The sequence below is a fragment of the Kribbella sp. NPDC058693 genome, from assembly GCF_042715335.1.
In the GTDB taxonomy this organism is placed as follows: domain Bacteria; phylum Actinomycetota; class Actinomycetes; order Propionibacteriales; family Kribbellaceae; genus Kribbella; species Kribbella jiaozuonensis.
In genome coordinates, this window is record NZ_JBHXSQ010000005.1 from 387,787 (window position 1) to 405,681 (window position 17,895).

Annotated in this window: 18 protein-coding genes; 6 read left to right on the top strand and 12 right to left on the bottom strand. The window is 68.4% G+C overall.

The window, feature by feature from the left end; genetic code table 11:
- Window positions 1-173: 173 nt before the first annotated feature.
- The gene (locus ACFWUU_RS36105) at window positions 174-1,559 is read right to left on the bottom strand and encodes a M28 family peptidase (protein WP_380182580.1); all 1,386 of its coding nucleotides are present in this window, start codon (window positions 1,557-1,559) and stop codon (window positions 174-176) included.
- A gap of 86 nt (window positions 1,560-1,645) precedes the next feature.
- Window positions 1,646-2,668 carry a fatty acid desaturase family protein gene (locus tag ACFWUU_RS36110; RefSeq protein ID WP_380182582.1) on the bottom strand — a complete coding sequence of 341 codons (1,023 nt, stop codon included), beginning with the start codon at window positions 2,666-2,668 and terminating at the stop codon, window positions 1,646-1,648.
- A 131-nt stretch (window positions 2,669-2,799) separates the two neighbouring features.
- On the opposite strand from ACFWUU_RS36110, the gene ACFWUU_RS36115 reads away from it, so the two are divergent.
- Window positions 2,800-4,098, top strand: a complete 1,299-nt coding sequence (locus ACFWUU_RS36115) for a sensor histidine kinase (protein WP_380182584.1) — start codon at window positions 2,800-2,802, stop codon at window positions 4,096-4,098.
- Window positions 4,050-4,697, top strand: a complete 648-nt coding sequence (locus tag ACFWUU_RS36120; protein WP_137259446.1) for a response regulator transcription factor — start codon at window positions 4,050-4,052, stop codon at window positions 4,695-4,697. The genes ACFWUU_RS36115 and ACFWUU_RS36120 overlap by 49 nt, the downstream gene beginning before the upstream one ends.
- On the opposite strand, the gene ACFWUU_RS36125 is transcribed toward ACFWUU_RS36120, so the two are convergent.
- From ACFWUU_RS36125 to ACFWUU_RS36140, 4 genes are read right to left on the bottom strand one after another with little or no spacing between them, the layout of a single operon-like run.
- Entirely contained in the window at window positions 4,675-5,418 is a 744-nt protein-coding gene (locus tag ACFWUU_RS36125; RefSeq protein ID WP_380182586.1) for an amino acid ABC transporter ATP-binding protein, read from the bottom strand. The two genes, ACFWUU_RS36120 and ACFWUU_RS36125, sit on opposite strands and share 23 nt — an antisense overlap.
- Window positions 5,415-6,266, bottom strand: a complete 852-nt coding sequence (locus ACFWUU_RS36130) for an amino acid ABC transporter permease (RefSeq protein WP_380182588.1) — start codon at window positions 6,264-6,266, stop codon at window positions 5,415-5,417. The genes ACFWUU_RS36125 and ACFWUU_RS36130 overlap by 4 nt, the downstream gene beginning before the upstream one ends.
- Window positions 6,263-7,123, bottom strand: a complete 861-nt coding sequence (locus ACFWUU_RS36135; protein WP_380182590.1) for an ABC transporter substrate-binding protein — start codon at window positions 7,121-7,123, stop codon at window positions 6,263-6,265. Before ACFWUU_RS36135 ends, ACFWUU_RS36130 begins: the two co-directional genes overlap by 4 nt.
- Window positions 7,124-7,133: 10 nt before the next feature.
- The gene (locus ACFWUU_RS36140) at window positions 7,134-7,931 is read right to left on the bottom strand and encodes a helix-turn-helix domain-containing protein (protein WP_380182592.1); all 798 of its coding nucleotides are present in this window, start codon (window positions 7,929-7,931) and stop codon (window positions 7,134-7,136) included.
- Between the two features lie 49 nt (window positions 7,932-7,980).
- On the opposite strand from ACFWUU_RS36140, the gene ACFWUU_RS36145 reads away from it, so the two are divergent.
- On the top strand, window positions 7,981-8,763 hold the full coding sequence (locus ACFWUU_RS36145) for a phytanoyl-CoA dioxygenase family protein (RefSeq protein ID WP_380182594.1): 783 nt from the start codon (window positions 7,981-7,983) through the stop codon (window positions 8,761-8,763).
- A 4-nt stretch (window positions 8,764-8,767) separates the two neighbouring features.
- On the opposite strand, the gene ACFWUU_RS36150 is transcribed toward ACFWUU_RS36145, so the two are convergent.
- The 5 genes from ACFWUU_RS36150 to ACFWUU_RS36170 all read right to left on the bottom strand — a co-directional run bounded on the left by ACFWUU_RS36150 (window position 8,768) and on the right by ACFWUU_RS36170 (window position 13,371).
- Window positions 8,768-9,073 carry a hypothetical protein gene (locus tag ACFWUU_RS36150; protein ID WP_380182596.1) on the bottom strand — a complete coding sequence of 102 codons (306 nt, stop codon included), beginning with the start codon at window positions 9,071-9,073 and terminating at the stop codon, window positions 8,768-8,770.
- A 42-nt stretch (window positions 9,074-9,115) separates the two neighbouring features.
- Complete coding sequence (locus ACFWUU_RS36155; RefSeq protein ID WP_380182598.1) at window positions 9,116-10,183, bottom strand: zeta toxin family protein; 1,068 nt, start codon at window positions 10,181-10,183, stop codon at window positions 9,116-9,118.
- 20 nt (window positions 10,184-10,203) lie between these two features.
- The gene (locus ACFWUU_RS36160; RefSeq protein ID WP_380182600.1) at window positions 10,204-11,982 is read right to left on the bottom strand and encodes a 3-hydroxyacyl-CoA dehydrogenase family protein; all 1,779 of its coding nucleotides are present in this window, start codon (window positions 11,980-11,982) and stop codon (window positions 10,204-10,206) included.
- A 64-nt stretch (window positions 11,983-12,046) separates the two neighbouring features.
- Window positions 12,047-12,529, bottom strand: a complete 483-nt coding sequence (locus ACFWUU_RS36165; protein ID WP_380182602.1) for an NUDIX domain-containing protein — start codon at window positions 12,527-12,529, stop codon at window positions 12,047-12,049.
- The gene (locus tag ACFWUU_RS36170; protein WP_380182902.1) at window positions 12,499-13,371 is read right to left on the bottom strand and encodes a class I SAM-dependent methyltransferase; all 873 of its coding nucleotides are present in this window, start codon (window positions 13,369-13,371) and stop codon (window positions 12,499-12,501) included. The genes ACFWUU_RS36165 and ACFWUU_RS36170 overlap by 31 nt, the downstream gene beginning before the upstream one ends.
- A gap of 57 nt (window positions 13,372-13,428) precedes the next feature.
- On the opposite strand from ACFWUU_RS36170, the gene nucS reads away from it, so the two are divergent.
- The 3 genes from nucS to glmS all read left to right on the top strand — a co-directional run bounded on the left by nucS (window position 13,429) and on the right by glmS (window position 16,307).
- Window positions 13,429-14,088, top strand: coding sequence for an endonuclease NucS (gene nucS, locus ACFWUU_RS36175; RefSeq protein WP_130448766.1), 660 nt, complete (start codon window positions 13,429-13,431; stop codon window positions 14,086-14,088).
- Between the two features lie 81 nt (window positions 14,089-14,169).
- A complete protein-coding gene (locus tag ACFWUU_RS36180; RefSeq protein WP_137259644.1) occupies window positions 14,170-14,451 on the top strand; it encodes a hypothetical protein in 282 nt (93 codons plus the stop codon).
- A 35-nt stretch (window positions 14,452-14,486) separates the two neighbouring features.
- Window positions 14,487-16,307, top strand: a complete 1,821-nt coding sequence (gene glmS / locus ACFWUU_RS36185) for a glutamine--fructose-6-phosphate transaminase (isomerizing) (protein WP_380182605.1) — start codon at window positions 14,487-14,489, stop codon at window positions 16,305-16,307.
- Between the two features lie 69 nt (window positions 16,308-16,376).
- On the opposite strand, the gene glsA is transcribed toward glmS, so the two are convergent.
- Window positions 16,377-17,810: a glutaminase A gene (gene glsA / locus ACFWUU_RS36190; protein ID WP_380182608.1), complete on the bottom strand. Its 1,434-nt coding sequence runs from the start codon at window positions 17,808-17,810 to the stop codon at window positions 16,377-16,379.
- Window positions 17,811-17,895 lie beyond the last annotated feature (85 nt).

The following is a 17,895-nucleotide window of genomic DNA, read 5'->3' on the forward strand; positions in this document are numbered from 1 at the left end:
TACTGGGCGCCCCCCCCCCCGGCCACCCGCCTTAGGTCCCAAACCCCGGCGCCTTTGGCAACCGGCCTGGGGTAACCACCGCCACGCGGCCGTTCACTGCCCGGCCGCTGCCACTTGGAAGGCCTTCTGCGCGACATAGCCCCTCAAGGCTAGTCGTATGACCTAGCTCACCCTTACGACGAGGCCCGCGCCACCGCGTACGCCGCGCACCCGATCAGCTCCATCGAGACCTGCAGCCGCTCGAGACTCACGTTCTTCGCGATCGTGTCCTCCGGCGAGTGGTACGGCGGTTCGAGGTACGACGGCGCGAGCTCGCCCCGCCAGGAGAAGTTGGCCGCCGCGATCCCGACCTCCTGGAACGACTGGTGGTCGGACGCGCCACGCTCGACTGGTCCGACCAGCTGCGCGTCGTACCCGAGCCGCTGACCGGCTGCCCGCACCGCATCGGTCGCGGTGTTCGCGAGCCCGGTGAACGACAGCAGCCAGTACGTGACGGCCGGATCCCAACTCGTCGCGACCATGTCGTTCTGGAAGACGGCCCTATACCGGTCTCGCTGATCTTGGGCGAGCTGCGCGACGTGGTACCGCGAGCCGATCAGCCCCTGCTCCTCCGAGCCCCACAAGGCGAATCGCAAAGTGGCATCGGTAGGGATCCGCGCGAAAACCCGCGCCAGCTCGATCGTGAGCACAGTGCCCGACCCGTCGTCGTTCGCGCCGGGCGCACCGATCACCGAGTCGTAATGACCGCTCACCATCACGATCGGCCCGCCGGACTTCCCGCGCCGCTCGCCGATCACGTTGTTCGATATCAGGCCACGGTGTGCAGCCGTACTGATCCGCAAAGGCAAGGCAGTGACGACCGCAAGCGCCTCGCGGATCAACCGCTTCTGCACCTGAGCGAGACCGATGACGGGGATCGGTGCACTGGTCAGACCACTCGGCGAGAACGCCGACGCCCGGCGCGGATACACCTGATCGGCGGGGAGCAGAATCACCCCCACCGCACCTCGCGCGGCCGCATCCGCGACAAACGCGGGCCGAGCCGCCGCGGTGTCATCGGCGATCACGATCGAGCCCGCGACATCAGCCGGCCAGACCGGCGCAGTAGCAGGGCCGACGTCGCGCACCGGCCCCTCGACAGTGACGTCCAGCTTGCCGCCCGGAGCAGCCCCGGCCTGCCAGCACAGGTCGTCCGGCAACATGCCGCGGACATCGGTGATCTGGGCAAGGAACTTGTCCGCGACCGGGAACGGCTCGAGCTTGGTGCGGTAGCCGAACTTGTCGAGCTGTCCCGCGATGTAGTCGGCCGCGCGCTTCTCGCTCGCAGTACCGCCGATGCGTGGACCGATGCGCCCCGACAACACCTGTAGGTGTTGCAGTGCACGCTCGGAGGACAGGCCCGACACGATCTGCCGGTCGTACTTGTCCAGCTTCGGCCGGGTCACCGCCCCCGGCCGAAGATCGTCAGCACCCCACGCGGGCGCAACAGGTACGGCGGTGGCGGCGGCAACGCCGGCGATCAGCAATCCACGGCGACTCAGACCGGATCTGTCGGTCATGAAGGTCTCCTCACAAGGTGGGCGGCCCCGAGAAGCCAGACCGTAACCCACCTGCGACTGAGTCGCCTAGAGGTTCCTAGCGATTGCTAAGCATTGGTACGAAGTTCCTCGCCGACCTCGTGCATATGGCGCAACCCCATTCGGTACGAATCGATCAAACCCGTTGAAATATAGGGCATTCCGATGCGTTCGCAGTACGCCCGCACGATCGGCTGGGCGAACCGGAGGTTGGCCCGCGGCATGCTCGGGAAGAGGTGGTGCTCGATCTGGTAGTTGAGTCCGCCCATCATCCAGTCGGTGACCAGGCTGCCGTTGACGTTGCGGGAGGTCAGCACCTGCTTCTCCAGGTGACCCCAGTTGCTGTCGTCGTCGGGCATCTCCATGCCCTTGTGGTTCGGCGCGAACACGCTGCCGAGGTGCAGCCCGAACACCATGTGGTGCACCAGCGCGAACACCAGTGCCTGCGCCGGCGACATGATCAGGAACAGCGCGGTCAGGTACAGCACCACGTGCGCGGCCATCAGCCCCAGCTCGAGCCGATGCGTACGGCGACGCGCCAGCAGGAAGCGGATGCTCGACACCTTGAGGTTGAAGCCCTCCAGCGTGAGCAGCGGGAAGAAGACGCGAGCCTGGTTGCGGGTCAGCCAACCCTCCAGCCCCTTGCGGCCCTCGGCCTGCTGGAGAGTCCAGACGAACACGCCCTCGCCGACGTCCGGGTCCTTGTCGGTGTGGTTCGGGTTGGCGTGGTGGCGGTTGTGCTTGTCGTTCCACCACGCGTAGCTCATCCCGAGTACGACGTTGCCGTGCAGCATCCCGATCCAGTCGTGCAGCTTGCGCGAGCTCGCGATCTGCTGGTGACCGGCGTCGTGCCCGAAGAACGCCGCCCGGGTGGTCAGGATCCCCAGTGGGAGCGCGAGCAGCACCACCCACCACGAGGCGCCGACCGCGGCGATCGCCGCCCAGGTCAGTGCCATCAGGGCCACGTTGATCCCGATCGCCATCGCGTACGCCGCCGTACGGCGCTCCAGCAGTCCGGCGGCCTTGATCTCCCGCAGCAGTGGCGAGAAATCGCTGCCCTTGGTCCCAGGTGGGGTCACTGTCGCTGTCATGCATCCAGCCTCATCCTCGGCACCGCGGAAAACATGAGCGCTACTACCCAGATGCCGGGGGGTGGCAGGCCTCCGGCCAGAGGGGAGTTAACTCCACCGCGCCTGAGCACACGCTGAGTCATGATGGAGGCATGAGCACCGTCGTGACCACCGAAGCACCGCCGACGCGGTATCCCAAGCTCGCCCAGCCGTGGATCGCGCTGTTCCTGGCGATCCTGGCCGAGCTGGGGATCGCCCTGTTCGTGCTCAGCGTGGTTTCCGTCCCGCTGATCGCGGTCTGGGTCGGGATCCCGTTGCTGCTGGTGGTCGTACCGGCCGCCCGGTGGTTCGCGAACTGCCACCGCACGATCCTGGCCGGCTTCCTCGGCGAGCGGATCCCGCGGCCGTACAAGAAGCCGCCGATGCCCGGCATGCTGATGCGGCTGCGGACCATCCTGACCGACCCGCAGACCTGGCGGGACATCATCTGGCTGCTCGTGAACGCCGTACTCGGCTTCACCCTGTGCCTGCTGAGCGCCGTGCTGTTCCTGGCCACGCTGTTCTACCTGGTCTACCCGCTGCTCGTCGGCGTGACGCCGGAGGGTGTGTTCACCGAGCCGTTCGGCGGGCTGCTGACCGTGAACTTCTGGACCAGCTTCCTGCTGATGCCGGTCGCGCTGATCGCGTTCCTGATCTGGCAGGCGGCCGGTGAGCGGCTGCTGAAGGCGAACGCGTTCCTGGCCCGCTCGCTGCTCGGCCCGACCGAGAGCGCGAAGCTGGCGATGCGGGTCCGCGAGCTGGCCGAGTCCCGCGCCGAGACCGTCGACACCCAGGCGGCCGAGCTGCGCCGGATCGAGCGTGACCTGCACGACGGCGCCCAGGCCCGCCTGGCCGCGCTGAGCATGAACCTCGGAATGGCCGAGGAGATGGTCGCCCGCGACCCGGCCCAGGCCGCCGCCCTGCTCACCGAGGCCCGCCAGTCGGCGAGTACGGCGCTGTCCGAGCTGCGTGACCTGGTCCGCGGGATCCACCCGCCGGTGCTGGCCGACCGCGGTCTCGACGGCGCGGTCAGGGCGCTGGCGATGTCCTGCCCGTTCAAGGTCGACGTGACGTACGACGTACCCGGTCGCCCGCCCGCGCCGGTCGAGTCCGCGGCGTACTTCGCGGTCGCCGAATGCCTCGCGAACGCGGTCAAGTACTCCGCCGCGACCACCGCGTGGATCCAGATCACCCATGAGGACGAGAAGCTGCACATGATCGTCGGCGACGACGGCATCGGCGGTGCCGTGGTCAGGCCCGGAGGGGGTCTGTACGGTATCGAGCGGCGGCTGGCCGCCTTCGACGGTACGTTGACCGTGGTGAGCCCGAGCGCCGGGCCGACCACCGTGATCATGGAGCTGCCTTGCGAGTCCTCATCGCTGAAGACCACGCCCTCCTCCGGGACGGCCTGATCCGCCTGCTGGAGGCGCACGACTTCGAGGTCGTGGAGGCGGTCGACAACGGACCCCGGCTGGTGCCCGCACTCGTGGAGCACCGGCCGGACGTTGCCGTGGTCGACGTCCGGCTGCCCCCGACGTTCACCGACGAGGGCCTGAAGGCGGCGATCGAGGCCCGCAGCCAGGTCCCCGGCCTGCCGATCCTGGTGCTCTCGCAGTACGTCGAGCAGCTGTACGCGCGCGAGCTCCTCACCGGCGGTGGCGGCGGCGTCGGGTACCTGCTGAAGGATCGCGTGTCGAACGTGGCCGAGTTCCTCGACGCCGTACGGCGGGTTGCGGCCGGCGGTACTGCGATGGACCCGGATGTGATCGGTCAGCTGCTCGCGCGCAACACCCGCGACGAACCGATCGGCCGGCTCACGCCACGCGAGTCCGAGGTCCTGGGCCTGATGGCCGAAGGACGCTCGAACGCCGCGATCGCGAGCGCGCTCTTCGTCACCGAGAAGGCGGTCAGCAAGCACACCAACAACATCTTCGCGAAGCTCGACCTGCCGCCGTCCGAGGACGACAACCGCCGCGTGATCGCCGTCCTTACCTACCTGTCGTCCCGCTGACCCGACTCAGGAACTCCCGGGTCCGCGCCTCGCGGGGTGCGTCCAGGACCTGGGCGGGCGGGCCGACCTCGAGCGGGCGGCCGTGGTGGAGGAAGCAGACGCGGTCGGCGACGTCGCGGGCGAAGGCCATTTCGTGCGTGCAGACCAGCATCGTCATGCCTTCGGACTTGAGCTCGCGGAGCAGGTCCAGGACCTCGCCGACAAGCTCGGGATCGAGCGCCGAGGTGACCTCGTCGAGCAGCATCAACTGGGGCGAGTTGACCATCGCGCGCGCGATCGCGGCCCGCTGCTGCTGACCGCCGGACAGCTCGTCCGGCTTCGCCGCGGCCTTGTCCGCGAGCCCGACCCGTTCCAGCATCTCGAGCGCGCGGGCCCGCGCGACCTCCCGCCGTACGCCGTGCACCCGGATCGGCGCGAGCGTGATGTTGTCGAGCACGCTCAGATGCGGGAACAGGTTGTACGCCTGGAACACGATCCCGATCCCCGACCGCACCTTGTCGGCGTCGACCCGCGGATCCGTGATGTCCACCCCGGCCAGCTCGACCACGCCGTCGTCGACAGTCTCGAGCAGGTTCACGCATCGCAACAACGTCGACTTCCCGGATCCCGAGGCGCCGATCAGTACGACGCACTCCCCCGCGTCCACATCCAGATCGAACCCGTCCAGTACGACGTTCTCGCCGTACACCTTTCGTACTCCGCGCAGCGACAGCAGGCTCACACCAGACCACCTCCCCCGCCGTACCAACCCTGTCGGCGGGCGACGTAATCGGTCAGCCGGGTCAGCGGGATCGTCAGCGCGACGAACAGCAGACCGGCCACGACGTACGGCGTGAAGTTGAAGTCCTCGGCCGTCTCGAGCTGCGCGGCACGGATCGCGTCGATGACACCGAGTACGGCGATCAGGCCGGAGTCCTTCTGCAGGCTGACGAAGTCGTTGAGCAACGGCGGCATGACCCGCCGTACGGCCTGTGGGAGTACGACGAAGCGCAGCGTCTGGCGATAGGTCAGCCCGAGCGACCGCGCCGCCGCTCGCTGGGACGGATGGACCGATTCGATGCCGGCGCGGAACACCTCGGCGACGTACGACGAGTAGGTCAGGACGAGCGCCGCGCCGCCCCAGATCACCGCCTGGTTCGGCAGCCCGCGCAACTGGAGAGCCGGTACGCCGAAGCCGAGCAGGAAGATCACCAGCAGTAGCGGGAGTCCGCGGAAGATGTCCGTGTAGGAGGCTGCGAACACCCGCAGCGGGAAGAAGATCGGGCCGCGCAGCGTGCGCATGATCGCCAGCGTCATGCCGAAGATCACGATCAGTACGGCGCAGATCAGCATCACCCGGATGTTCAACCAGAGGCCCTGGGCAACGACCGGCAGCGCTTCCCAGCCGCGGTGGAAGTCGAAGAACGTGTCCCGGACCCGCGGCCAGCCCGGCGTGGAACCGATGCCCACGGCAACCAGCGCGAGCAGCACCACCGAGCTGACCAGGGCGATCAGGGTCGATCGCCGGGCCCGCCTACGCCGGTACGCGATCCGTTCGAGCTGAAGCGCCGAGGGCTGCCAGTCGGTCACGACAGTTCTGGAGCGCCGGACTCGGTCAGGTACTGCTTCTGCAGGTTGGCCAGGGTGCCGTCCGACTTGAGTGCATCGACCGCCTGGCTGACGCAGCCGGTCAGCTTCGAGCCCTTCTCGAGCACGAATCCGAACTGCTCGGTGGTCCCGGTCGACGGCAGCTGGCCGACGATCTTGCCGTTGTCGAGCTGCGCCCCGGTCATGTAGAACGCGGTCGGCAGGTCGACCACGATGCCGTCGATCTGCTTGTTCTTCAGCGCCTGCACGGCCAGGTCGTTGGTGTCGAACACGGCCGGCGTCTGCTTCGGCTTCACCTGGTCGCGCAGTGCGGTGTAACTCGTCGTACCGACCTGGGCGCCGAGCTTCGCATCCACCAGGTCGGCGACCGACTTGGCGTTGGCGATCTTGCTCCCCGCTGTCGTGATCACGGTCTGCCGGACGTCGTAGTACCCGGACGAGAAGTCGACGGCCTTGCGCCGGTCCTCCGAGATCGACACCTGGTTCACGTCCAGGTCGAACGCCTTCGTGCCGGGCGCGAACGCGGTGTTGAACTGCACCGTCAGCCACTTCACATTGGCCTGCTCGAACCCGAGCTTCTTCGCCAGGGCATAGGTGACGGCCGACTCGTACCCCTTGCCGTTGCTCGGGTCGTTGTTGCTGAACCACGGTTCGTACGCCGGTTTGTCGGTCCCGACCGTCAACGTGCCGGCCGTCTTGACTGCCAGCTTGTCCTTCGCACAGGCATCCGCCCCGGACGGCGTCGAGGACCCCGACGACGAGTTGTCCTCCGGCGCACACGCCCCGAGCCCCACGGCAGCCAGAACCGCCACGCCCACCACCACTGCACGCGTTCTCATGGCGAGAAGCCTAAGACCTCTTCCGGTAGGCGGTGGGGCTTGATCCAGTGTGTAGACGGAAGCGTGTCGAGAAGTAGAGCGGGTCCGCGTAACCGACCTCGGCCGCGACCGACGCGACCGAGCGGCCAGTGAGTTCGAGGAGGCGGGCCGCGGCGTCGAGGCGGCGGCGTTCGACGAACTGTTGCGGGCTGACGCCGAGCTGGTCGCGGAACAGGTGGGCGAAACGGGATACCGACAGGTTCACCGCCCGTGCCAGCCGCGGGATGTCGAGGTTGGCGGTCAGGTCCTGGTCGATCAGCTCGATCGCGCGGAGCAGGCGATCGTCGATCTGGGCGGCCTTCGGGTTCTGGGTGTCGCACCACAGCAGCGCGGCCTCCAGCGAGTTCGCGCTCAGCTGCTCGGACTGCGGGAGCACGCTGCGTTGATGGCGTACGGCGTCGCGGAGGTGGTCGGCGATCCGGTCGAAGGTGGGGCCGGCCGGCTGCAGCTGAACGATGCCGGGAGCAACTTCTGGCCAGTCGAGCAGCGGGAGCCAGTCGGGCTTCGGGTTCATGTGCGCATACAGGAAATGCCAGCGATCACCGACCGTGGCGTAGTCGTGCAGCGTGCCGGGCCGGACCAGCGTGACGCTGCCCGGCACGGCGGCGACATGACCGAATCGTCCCTGGCCGTCGAGGGTCTGCACCAGCAGCCAATCCGTCGTACCGCGGCGCCGGTACGTCGCGTAGTCAGGGCCTTCCTCGAACTCACCGGTCGCCACCCGGCGCACTACCGGGATCGGCGAGTCAGCAGGATCTCGAAGGTTCACAGCTCGATAGCGTATCGCTGGCAAGCGCTCGCCGTCGCACTCTAGAGCTATGACAGTCGTGGACATCTACCAGCGGGACGGCATCGTCCAGGTTCCCCAGTTGTTCGACGCCGCTGAGGTCGAGCGGATCAAGACCGTGTTCATGGAGCAGGTCGCCGTCGATCATTCGCTCGCGATCGACGACGGCGTACCCGAGGACGACCCGCTGGCGAAGTACCCGCGGTTCGTGCATCCGCACCGGCGTACCGACGTGGAGGCCGGCCGGCTCTCAATGGAGCTGATGCTGGACAGCCGGATCCTCGATGTCGTCCAGGCGCTGATCGGTCCCGCGCTGGGCGCCCAGTCGATGTTCTACTTCAAGCCGCCGGGCGCGCGTGGACAGGCGCTGCACCAGGACAATACGTTCCTGCGCGCCGATCCGGAGACGTGTCTCGCCGCGTGGATCGCGGTCGACGACGTCGACGAGGAGAACGGCGGGCTCGCGGTCGTGCCGGGTTCGCACAAGACCGAGCTGGTCTGCCCGGAGCCGGCCGACCTCACCGAGTCGTTCACCACCGTCGAGGTCCCGATCCCGGACGGCCTCAGCAAGGTCCAGACCAAGATGAAGGCCGGCGACGTGCTGTTCTTCCACGGCAGCGTGGTGCACGGATCACGTCCGAACGGTACCGACGACCGCTTCCGGCGTTCGCTGATCTTCCACTACATCCCGGAGGACAGCGTCGAGATCGCCGCCTTCTACAACCCACTCGTCAAACTCGACCGCCGCGAAACCGTACTCCCCGAAGCCATCGGCGGCGGCCCCTGCGGCGACTACGCCCAGGCCGAGCCGTAAACCGTCAGCTCAGATCGGCGCGGAGGCGAGCCAGGAGGTCCGGATAGGTGCGCAGGACCTCCTGCCGCTCTGCGGCCGACATCGAGATCTGCCGGCGGGACTCCTCGGTGTACAACGCTTCTTCGGCCTGGAGTTCGGCTCGGCGGGTCTCGTCGGCCTCCTGGCTGACCAGAGCGCGGTAGCACGACAGCACCGCCTGGATCAGGTTCCGCACGCGCTCCCGCTCCACGCGCTCCTCGTCCGACGGCGCGACGTACCGACCACCGAGCGCCTCGGTGATGTGCTTCCTCGGCTCCTCGCCGTCCGGCATGGTCGGATCCTCCCGTGCAGTGTGCGTGCCAACGCTAGCCGGTCAGCGATCCGGCGTCCGGTCCGGCGACGGCCGGCTCATCGGCTCGCGGGTCGAGCCGGTCCGGTCCGCCTGATCCGTACGATCCGCCCTGGGTGAACCGATGGTCCGTGCCGAAGCTATCCCGGCCCCGGTCACCCGGTGCAGCTCGGCCAGCCCCTGATCGAGGCGTACCAAAGACCCGCGGGCGTCCGGCACAGGCGGCGGACGCAGCTCGTGCAGCTCCCACGCACGCTGGACCTCCTCCGCGACAGGTCGCAGGAGTTCGCCACGACGGTCCAGCAGCGGTACGGCGGACGCGACGAACCGCTCGTACTCGGCCGGCGTCGGCGGGCGGCCGAACTCGTCGAGGATCGCCTTCCTGGCCTGCCACGGGCCCGGCATCCGGCCGTCCTGGTCGCGGTGGTTCTCGTACAGGACGAAGCCGTTCCGGTCGACGATGTACAGATCGTCGGCGTACGCCGTGGATTCGAGGAAGTGAGCCGTCTCCGGGACCAGTCCGTCCGGACGACGTGCCACGGCCGGATCCACCCATCGACCGATCCCGGTGTCGTCGTACGCCCGCTGGAACCGCTCGGCCCGGCCGAGCATGCTGTTGGCCGGGTGCGTCACCGCGTAGGCGACGACGATCCGGTACTTCGCCGACCGGAAGTCGTCCACCCATCCCCGCACGAGAATGTCGCGGTGCAGCGGCGCGCTGGCGAGGATGTCGTACTGCGGATCACCGCGCCGGAGATGCTCGAGCAGCTGGAACCTCAGGTTCCGCGGCAGCTGTTCGGTCACCGCCTGATGACCCCGCAGCCCCAGCGTCCGCATGATCCGGTCGAACCGGGGATGGGCCGCGGAGTCGTCGTCGAAGTCGTAGACGGCGAGCGAGTCGGCGCCGAGCGACTGCTGGATCTGCCATTGCAGAGTGGTCTTGCCCGTGCCCGGCGTACCGCCGATCAGGATCACCGTCGGCCGGACCCCGGCCGGGCGGTCCGGCGGCACCGGCGGGGTGATCTGGGCCTTGCGGAACGCGATCAGCGCAGCGACCTCGCGCGGTGTCAGCTCGAGGTCGGTCGGCCGCATGGGCCCAGGCTACAAGCGGATCAGCTCGCGTAGTCGCGGAAGCCTCGGCCGGTCTTGCGGCCGAGGTAGCCGGCGGTGACCAGGTGTTCGAGGAGCGGGGCCGGGGCGAAGCCGGGCTCGCGGAACTCGAGGTACAGGGTGCGCTGGATCGCGAGGGCGACGTCCAGGCCGACCACGTCGAGCAGGGCGAACGGGCCCATCGGGAGGCGGCAGCCGAGCTTCATCGCGGCGTCGATGTCGTCGACACCGGCGTAGTGCGCCTCGAGCATCCGGACCGCGTCGTTCAGGTACGGGAACAGCAGCGCGTTGACGATGAAGCCGGCTCGGTCGCCGCAGCGCACCGGGTGCTTGCCCGCGGCAACGGCCACGGCAGCCACGGTGTCGGCGACCTCGGGAGCGGTGCTGACCGTGCTGACGACCTCGACCAGCTGCATCACCGGCGCCGGGTTGAAGAAGTGCAGACCGACCACGTCGGACGGCCGCTTGGTCGCCATCGCGAGGTCGATCACCGGCAGCGAGGACGTCGTGGTCGCCAGGATCGCGCCCGGCTTGCAGATCTCGTCGAACGTCTCGAACAACGCCTGCTTGACGGTCAGCTCCTCGACCACGGCCTCGATCACCAGGTCGACGGACGCGAGGTCGTCGAGCTTCGCCGTACCGGTGACCCGGCGCAGCGCGGCGTCGCGCTCCTCCGAGGAGAGCTTGCCGCGCTGGACGCCCTTCTCCAGCGAGCGTTCGAGCGCGGCGCGGACCCGGTCGACCTTCTCGGTACCGCGGGCGACGTACAGCACGTCGTACCCGGCCTTGGCCGCGACCTCGACGATGCCGACCGCCATCGTGCCGGAGCCGACCACGCCGACCTGCTTGACCGGGCGGATATCCGGCGCGCCTCCCGCGGTCGACGGGGTGTGCTCGTCGTCGACCACGACCGGCGAGTCCGGCCCTTCGTAGGTGTAGAAGCCGCGCCCGGTCTTCCGGCCGAGCAGTCCGGCGGTGACCATCTGCTTGAGGATCGGCGCCGGCGCGTGCAGCCGGTTGCGGCCCTGCTTGTACATCGTGTCGAGGATCTCGTACGCCGTGTCGAGCCCGATCAGGTCGAGCAGCGCCAGCGGACCCATCGGGTACCCGCAGCCGAGCCGCATCGCCGCGTCGACGTCCTCACGGGTGGCGTAGCGGGACTCGACCATCGAGACCGCGTGGTTCAGGTACCCGAACAGCAGCGCGTTGGCGATGAAGCCGGCCCGGTCGGCCGCGACCACCGGGACCTTGTCGAGCCGGCGAGCGAGCGCCTGTACGTCGTCGACCACGTCCGGCTCGGTGACGACGGTCTTGATCACCTCGACGAACTCCTGCACCGGCGCCGGGTTGAAGAAGTGCATGCCGACGACGCGGCGCGGACGCTGGGTGGCGACGGAGATCTCGGTGACCGACAACGACGAGGTGTTGGTCGCCAGGATCGCGTCCTCGCCGACGATCTTGTCCAGTGCGGCGAAGATCTCGCGCTTCAGCTCGAGCCGCTCGACGACGGCCTCGATCACCAGATCGCAGTCGGCCAGCGCCTCCATCGTGGTGGCGAACGTGACCCGGTCGAACAGCGCCTGCTGGTCCTCGACGGACAGCTTGCCGCGCTTCACGGCCCGGTCGGTCGAGTGCTGGATGTGGCCTCGGCCGCGCTCGGCGGCCTCCTCGTCACGCTCGACGCCGACCACCGTCAGCCCGTTCCGCGCGAACACCTCGGCGATCCCGGCGCCCATCGTGCCGAGACCCACCACACCCACAGTCGTCAATTCCCGAGCCATGCTCTGCACTATGCCAGTCCGGCCAGTGGTCCGCCCATGAGTTGCATCACCGGCGAGGCCAAGCTCACACGTTCTCGTCGTACACGACCGGCGTGTCCATCCAGCCGTCCAGCAACCACTGCGGATCCGGGGCCGCCACGAGTGCCGCCGCGATCGGCCGCGGCCGCAGATCCCGCCCGGACAGCTCGGGCAGCGGCAGCCAGACGGCTCGGTAGCTCCCGCGCTCCGACTCGGCCGGGCTCGCCAGCTCCGGGCCTTCGCCGGTGCCGAACTCGCCGCCGATGACGTCCGCGCAGAAGTAGTGCTGCGTGCTGTCGCCGAAGTGCACGACCGCGACGACGCTGCGGATCTTGACCAGCAGCCCGAGCTCTTCGTAGATCTCCCGCCGCGCAGTCTCGGCCGGGCTCTCGCCTTCTTCGACCTGGCCGCCGGGCAGAACGTAGTACGTCATCCCGTCCCGGACGCGCTCGATCGCGGCGATCCCGTCGTCGGTGAGCAGTACGACGCCGGCCCGGATCATGCGCGCGTCGCCAGCACGTGGAACCACATCCCGAGGTTGCCCTCGCCGCGTTCCAACCGCTGTACCTGCCAGCCGGTGCTCGTCAGTAGCTCACGCAGCGCATCCTCCTGCCAGTGGACGAAATGTCGCGGCAGATCCAGGTTGCGATCGGACCACTCCTCGCCTTTGCCTTCACGCGTCGAGAACGCCAGTACCGGAGCCGATCGCGCCGCTTTCTTCAGGACCTGGGCCAGGTCGGGGCGGTCGAAGTGCAGGAACACCGCGTCCGCGAACACCGCCTCGTACGGTCCGCCGAAGTCGTCGGTCAGCGCGTTCAACCGGTCGACGGCGTACCCGTCGGCGCGCATCATGTCGATGAACGCCTGCGTCGCGTCGGTTCGGCGTACGACGAAACCGCGGCGTTCCAGCTCGAGCGCATCCCGTCCGGTTCCGCTGCCGATCTCCAGCACCCGCCCACCAGGCTGGATCAACTCGGCGAGCAGATCGATCAGCGTGTTGTTGGGCTCCGTCGGGATCGAGGCGCGGAACTTCTCCGCCGCCTGCTCGTACGCCGACAACGTCACCTCGTTGTCGGTCGCGACCCGCATCCACCCGTCGCCGTTGTGCTCGACCGTCGCCGGAAGCTTGAGGCCGAGATCCACACCGAGTACGACGACCGTCTCGCCGCGATGCAGGTCCGCGATCGACTGCAGCTCCTCGTCCGGCCGCTGCGTCAACTCCGGTACGACGGTCAGCCGAACCCCGAGCCGCTCCGCCAGCCGCGACCCCGCAGCCGCCTCGAACGTCCCGGCGTACACCTGAACAACCCGCTCCCCCACCGCCGCCTCCTGCACATCACCAGGCAGCAGCAGAATCCGGGCGGGACACATGAGGTTCACGCATCCACCCTCCCACTCCGGACGGTCGGTGCACTACGGTGCTTTCTCGTGCGCTTGGTGATTGCTACGTGTTCTGTCGACTACTCGGGGCGGCTGACGGCTCATCTGCCGATGGCGCCGCGGCTGCTGATGGTGAAGGCGGACGGATCTGTGCTGATCCACGCCGACGGCGGGTCGTACAAACCGCTGAACTGGATGTCGCCGCCGTGCAAGCTGACCGAGGAGGAGGGGGTCTGGAGCGTCACCAACAAGGCTGGTGAAGAGCTCCGGATCACGCTCGAGGAGGTGCACAGCGACACGTCGTACGAGCTGGGCACCGATCCCGGCCTGATCAAGGACGGCGTCGAGGCGCACCTGCAGGAGCTGCTCGCCGAGCACGTCCAGACCTTCGGCGAGGGCTGGACGCTGGTACGCCGCGAGTACCCGACTGCGATCGGCCCGGTCGACCTGCTCTGCCGCGACGCCGACGGCAAGCACGTCGCGGTCGAGATCAAACGCCGCGGCGAGATCGACGGCGTCGAGCAGCTGACCCGGTACGTCGAACTCCTGAACCGCGACCCGCTCCTCGCCCCGGTCCGCGGCATCTTCGCCGCCCAGCTGATCAAACCCCAGGCCCAGTTCCTCGCCACCGACCGCGGCCTCGAATGCGTCACCGTCGACTACGACGCCCTCCGCGGCATGGAATCCGACGTACTCCGGCTGTTCTAGATCCTGACAAATCAGAGAATTTGCCCGATTTCGGGCAGAAGCTTTGCGCTGACCCTGGAAAGACTGCATGGTTGACGGGTGATCAGTGAGGCGGCGGCTGTGGAGCCGGTCGACGAGTTGGCCGATCAGGTCAGCCGGACGACCGGACTGTCGGCGGATGTCGCGCGGCGCGTGGTCGCCGACGTACTGGCCTATTTCACCGAGACGACCGAGGAGTACGTCCGGCGCCGGCACCGTGAGTTGCAGACCTACGGCGCCCGCAACGACGAGATCTTCGCCCGCCTCGGCAGCGAGCTCCGGCACTGGCCGGTCCGCTCGCCCGAACTCTCTGCCCGCCAGCTGCGACGGATCGTCTACGGCTGACGCGGGACCGAACCCATACGAAAGGCACCCACTACATGTGCGGAATCGTCGGGTACGTCGGCACCAAGCCGGCCGCGCCCATCCTGGTGGACGGACTGGCCCGGCTCGAGTACCGGGGCTACGACTCGGCGGGTGTCGCCGTACTGGGCTCCAGCGAGCTGAAGGTGCACAAGGACGCCGGCCGGGTCCGTGAGCTGGAGGCGTCGCTGCCCAAGCGGTTCGGCGGCAAGCTCGGCATCGGCCACACCCGGTGGGCCACGCACGGCGGCCCGAGCAAGGACAACGCGCACCCGCACGCCAGCGGCAACGAGCGGATCGCCGTCGTACACAACGGCATCTTCGACAACGCCGGCGCGCTGCGCACCCAACTCGAGGACGCCGGCGTCAAGCTGCGTTCCGAGACCGACACCGAGGTGCTCGCGCACCTGATCGAGCAGTCCGACGGAGCCACCCTCGAGGAGAAGGTGATGGCCGCGCTGCGCCGGATCGAGGGCACGTACGGTATCGCCGTCATCGACCTGGACTTCCCGGACCGGATCGTGGTGGCGCGCAACGGCAGCCCGCTGATCCTCGGCATCGGCGACGGTGAGATGCACGTCGCCTCCGACGCGGCCGCGCTGATCCGCTACACCCGCCAGGTCGTGTACCTGGACGACGGCGAGCTGGCCACCGTGCGCGCCGACGGGTACCGCACCTTCACCCAGGACGCGTCGCCGACCACCAAGACCGCGAAGACGGTCGAGTGGGAGGCCGAGGAGTTCGAGCGCGGCCTGCACGAGCACTTCATGATGAAGGAGATCCACGAGCAGCCGGACGCGGTCGGCCGGGTCATCCGCGGCCGCCTGGACGAGCGCTTCCACACCGTGCACCTCGGCGGCCTGAACATGGACGCCCGCGAGGCGCGCGAGATCAAGCGGGTGAAGATCCTCGGCTGCGGTTCGGCGTACTACGCGGGTCAGATGGGCGCGCAGTTCATCGAGGAGGTCGCGCGGATCCCCGCCGACGCCGAGCCCGCGTCGGAGTTCCGGTACCGCAACCCGGTCGTCGAGCGGGACACGCTGTACGTCGCGGTGTCGCAGTCCGGTGAAACCCTGGACACCCTGGTCGCGGTGCAGGAGCTGAAGCGCAAGGGCGGTCGCGTGATCGGCCTGGTGAACGCGGTCGGCTCGAGCATCGCCCGCGAGGTCGACGGCGGTGTGTACCTGCACGCCGGCCCTGAGGTCTCGGTCGCGTCGACGAAGGCGCTGACGAACATGGCAGTCGGGTTCGCGATGCTCGGCATCCACCTCGGCCGGATCCGGGACGTCTCCCCCGCCGACGGTCGCCGGCTGATCGACGGCCTGAAGAAGCTGCCGGAGGACATCGCCGCGATCGTCGCGCAGGAGGAGGAACTGGCGAAGATCGCCGGCCGGCTCGCGCAGCACGAGTCGCTCTTCTTCGTTGGCCGGACCCGCGGTTATCCGGTCGCCCGCGAGGGTGCGCAGAAGTTGAAGGAGATCTCGTACCGGCACGCCGAGGCGTACCAGACGTCCGAGCTGAAGCACGGTCCGCTCGCGCTGATCTCGCCGGATGTTCCGAGCGTCGCGATCGTGCCGGACGACGAACTGCTGGATCGCAACATCGGCGCGCTGCATGAGATCGGCGCGCGGTCGGGTCCGCTGTACGTCGTCACGCACCCCGGCGTCGAGGTGCCGGACGGGGTCGCGGCGAAGATCGTCGTACCGAAGAACGAGGCCGAACTCGACCCGATCCTGCTGACGATCCCGCTACAGATCATCGCGTACTACGCGGCCGTCGCCCTCGGCCACGACGTGGACAAGCCCCGCAACCTGGCCAAGTCCGTCACCGTCGAGTAGCAGCTGTACGTGTTCGGCCCCCGCCACGCTGAGCGTGGCGGGGGCCGCTGCTGTTCTGCAGAACCTGTGTCAGAGGTGCTGGGTTGATTGTGCTGCGCGGCGGGTCGACGCCGTGCCGGCTCGCTCGGTGTCGGCGCTCTGGACCTTGCTTCCGGTTCCAGGCCTGGCCAGGCCACCCAGCGCGCGGTCGGCGGCGCTTGCTGCTTCGGCTCGGCGGTCTGCTTCGTTGAAGGTGCTGGCGACGCGCGTGCGCTCGGTGTCCAGGCCGCGGTACGGGTGCAGGCCGAACTCGTTCACGAACCGCTTGCACACCTCGACGCCGCGGACCGAGTTGCCGGCCGCATCCAACCTCGGCGAGAACGTCACCACCGCCAACCGCTTCGACGGCACCACCATCATCACGTTGCCGGACACACCGCTCTTCGCCGGCAGCCCGACCTGGTCGGAGAACTTCCCGGAGTCGTTGTACATCCCGCTGTGCCCCATCACCGACAGCACCCGACCCGCGGTCTCCCGCGAGAACACCTGCTCACCGGAGTACGGCGAGACTCCCCCGTTCGCGAGCGTCGCACCCGCCGCGGCCAACCCCTGCGCATCCACCTCGAGCGAACAGATCTGGAAGTAGAAGTCGGCCGTCCGAGCCGCGCCGTCTTCACCCGGCTCGGCCTTCAACATGTCGGCCGCCTTCATCAGACTCGCCAACCCACGGTTCCCGTCACCGGTCGCCTTCTCGGCCAGGTACGTCTCCTGGTCGAATCCCGGCGGCCGCCCCATCATCGCCGTCCACGTCTCGCGCACGGTCCGGAACCGGTCGCTGGTCTGCTTGCCATGATCAACCAACGCGAGCGTCGCCATCGCGCCCGCGTTGATCATCGGGTTGTGCGGCCGCCGTCCCTCGCCGAGCGACAGCCGGTAGTCGTTGAACGTCCCGCCGCTCTGCTCCTGACCGACCCACTGATGTACTTCGGTCGGCCCCACCTGCGAGAGCGCCATCGCGTAGTTGAACGGCTTCGACGTGGACTGCACGCTGAACCCCTGCTCGGCATCACCGATCGAGAACAGCTGCCCGTCCGCCGTACAGATCGCAATCCCGAACCGCTCCGGATCCGCGTCCCGCAACGTGGGGATGTAGTCCGCGACGTTCCCGTCCCGGTTCGGCAGCAGGTCGGCGTACATCGCCTCGATGCTCCGCGCGTACTCCTGGAACTCGTCCGGCGAGACCGCAAGCTCGCCGGCCAACGCTCGATGCACGATCCCGTCGCCGTGCTGCGCGATCCCGGCGTACTGCCGGAAGTCGATCTCGACCGGCTGGATGTCGACCCGGATGCCCGACCGCCCGTCAGCGTCGCGGACATCGGCCAACGCCGCGCGGACGCGCGCATCGTCCGGCTGGATCCCCGCCTGTCCAAGCTTCGCGAGCAGCTCCCAGGCCCAGATGCGGCCGTTGTCGTCCTTGTCGATCGACGTGAACGTCCGCAGGAGCTCCGACTCCGACACATCCATCGTGACTTCCTTCCCCAGGCAGATGTGGTCACGCGACGACGCTGTCGGCGAGAGAGCAGCCTCGCCGACTCGTGTTTCCGCGCGA

Coding starts and splice junctions, on each gene's coding strand:
- ACFWUU_RS36105 (WP_380182580.1), bottom strand. CDS start 1,559: ATGACCGACAGATCCGGTCTGAGTCGCCGTGGATTGCTGATCGCCGGC.
- ACFWUU_RS36110 (WP_380182582.1), bottom strand. CDS start 2,668: ATGACAGCGACAGTGACCCCACCTGGGACCAAGGGCAGCGATTTCTCG.
- ACFWUU_RS36115 (WP_380182584.1), top strand. CDS start 2,800: ATGAGCACCGTCGTGACCACCGAAGCACCGCCGACGCGGTATCCCAAG.
- ACFWUU_RS36135 (WP_380182590.1), bottom strand. CDS start 7,123: ATGAGAACGCGTGCAGTGGTGGTGGGCGTGGCGGTTCTGGCTGCCGTG.
- ACFWUU_RS36145 (WP_380182594.1), top strand. CDS start 7,981: ATGACAGTCGTGGACATCTACCAGCGGGACGGCATCGTCCAGGTTCCC.
- ACFWUU_RS36150 (WP_380182596.1), bottom strand. CDS start 9,073: ATGCCGGACGGCGAGGAGCCGAGGAAGCACATCACCGAGGCGCTCGGT.
- ACFWUU_RS36155 (WP_380182598.1), bottom strand. CDS start 10,183: ATGCGGCCGACCGACCTCGAGCTGACACCGCGCGAGGTCGCTGCGCTG.
- ACFWUU_RS36160 (WP_380182600.1), bottom strand. CDS start 11,982: ATGGCTCGGGAATTGACGACTGTGGGTGTGGTGGGTCTCGGCACGATG.
- ACFWUU_RS36170 (WP_380182902.1), bottom strand. CDS start 13,371: ATGTGTCCCGCCCGGATTCTGCTGCTGCCTGGTGATGTGCAGGAGGCG.
- glmS (WP_380182605.1), top strand. CDS start 14,487: ATGTGCGGAATCGTCGGGTACGTCGGCACCAAGCCGGCCGCGCCCATC.
- glsA (WP_380182608.1), bottom strand. CDS start 17,810: ATGGATGTGTCGGAGTCGGAGCTCCTGCGGACGTTCACGTCGATCGAC.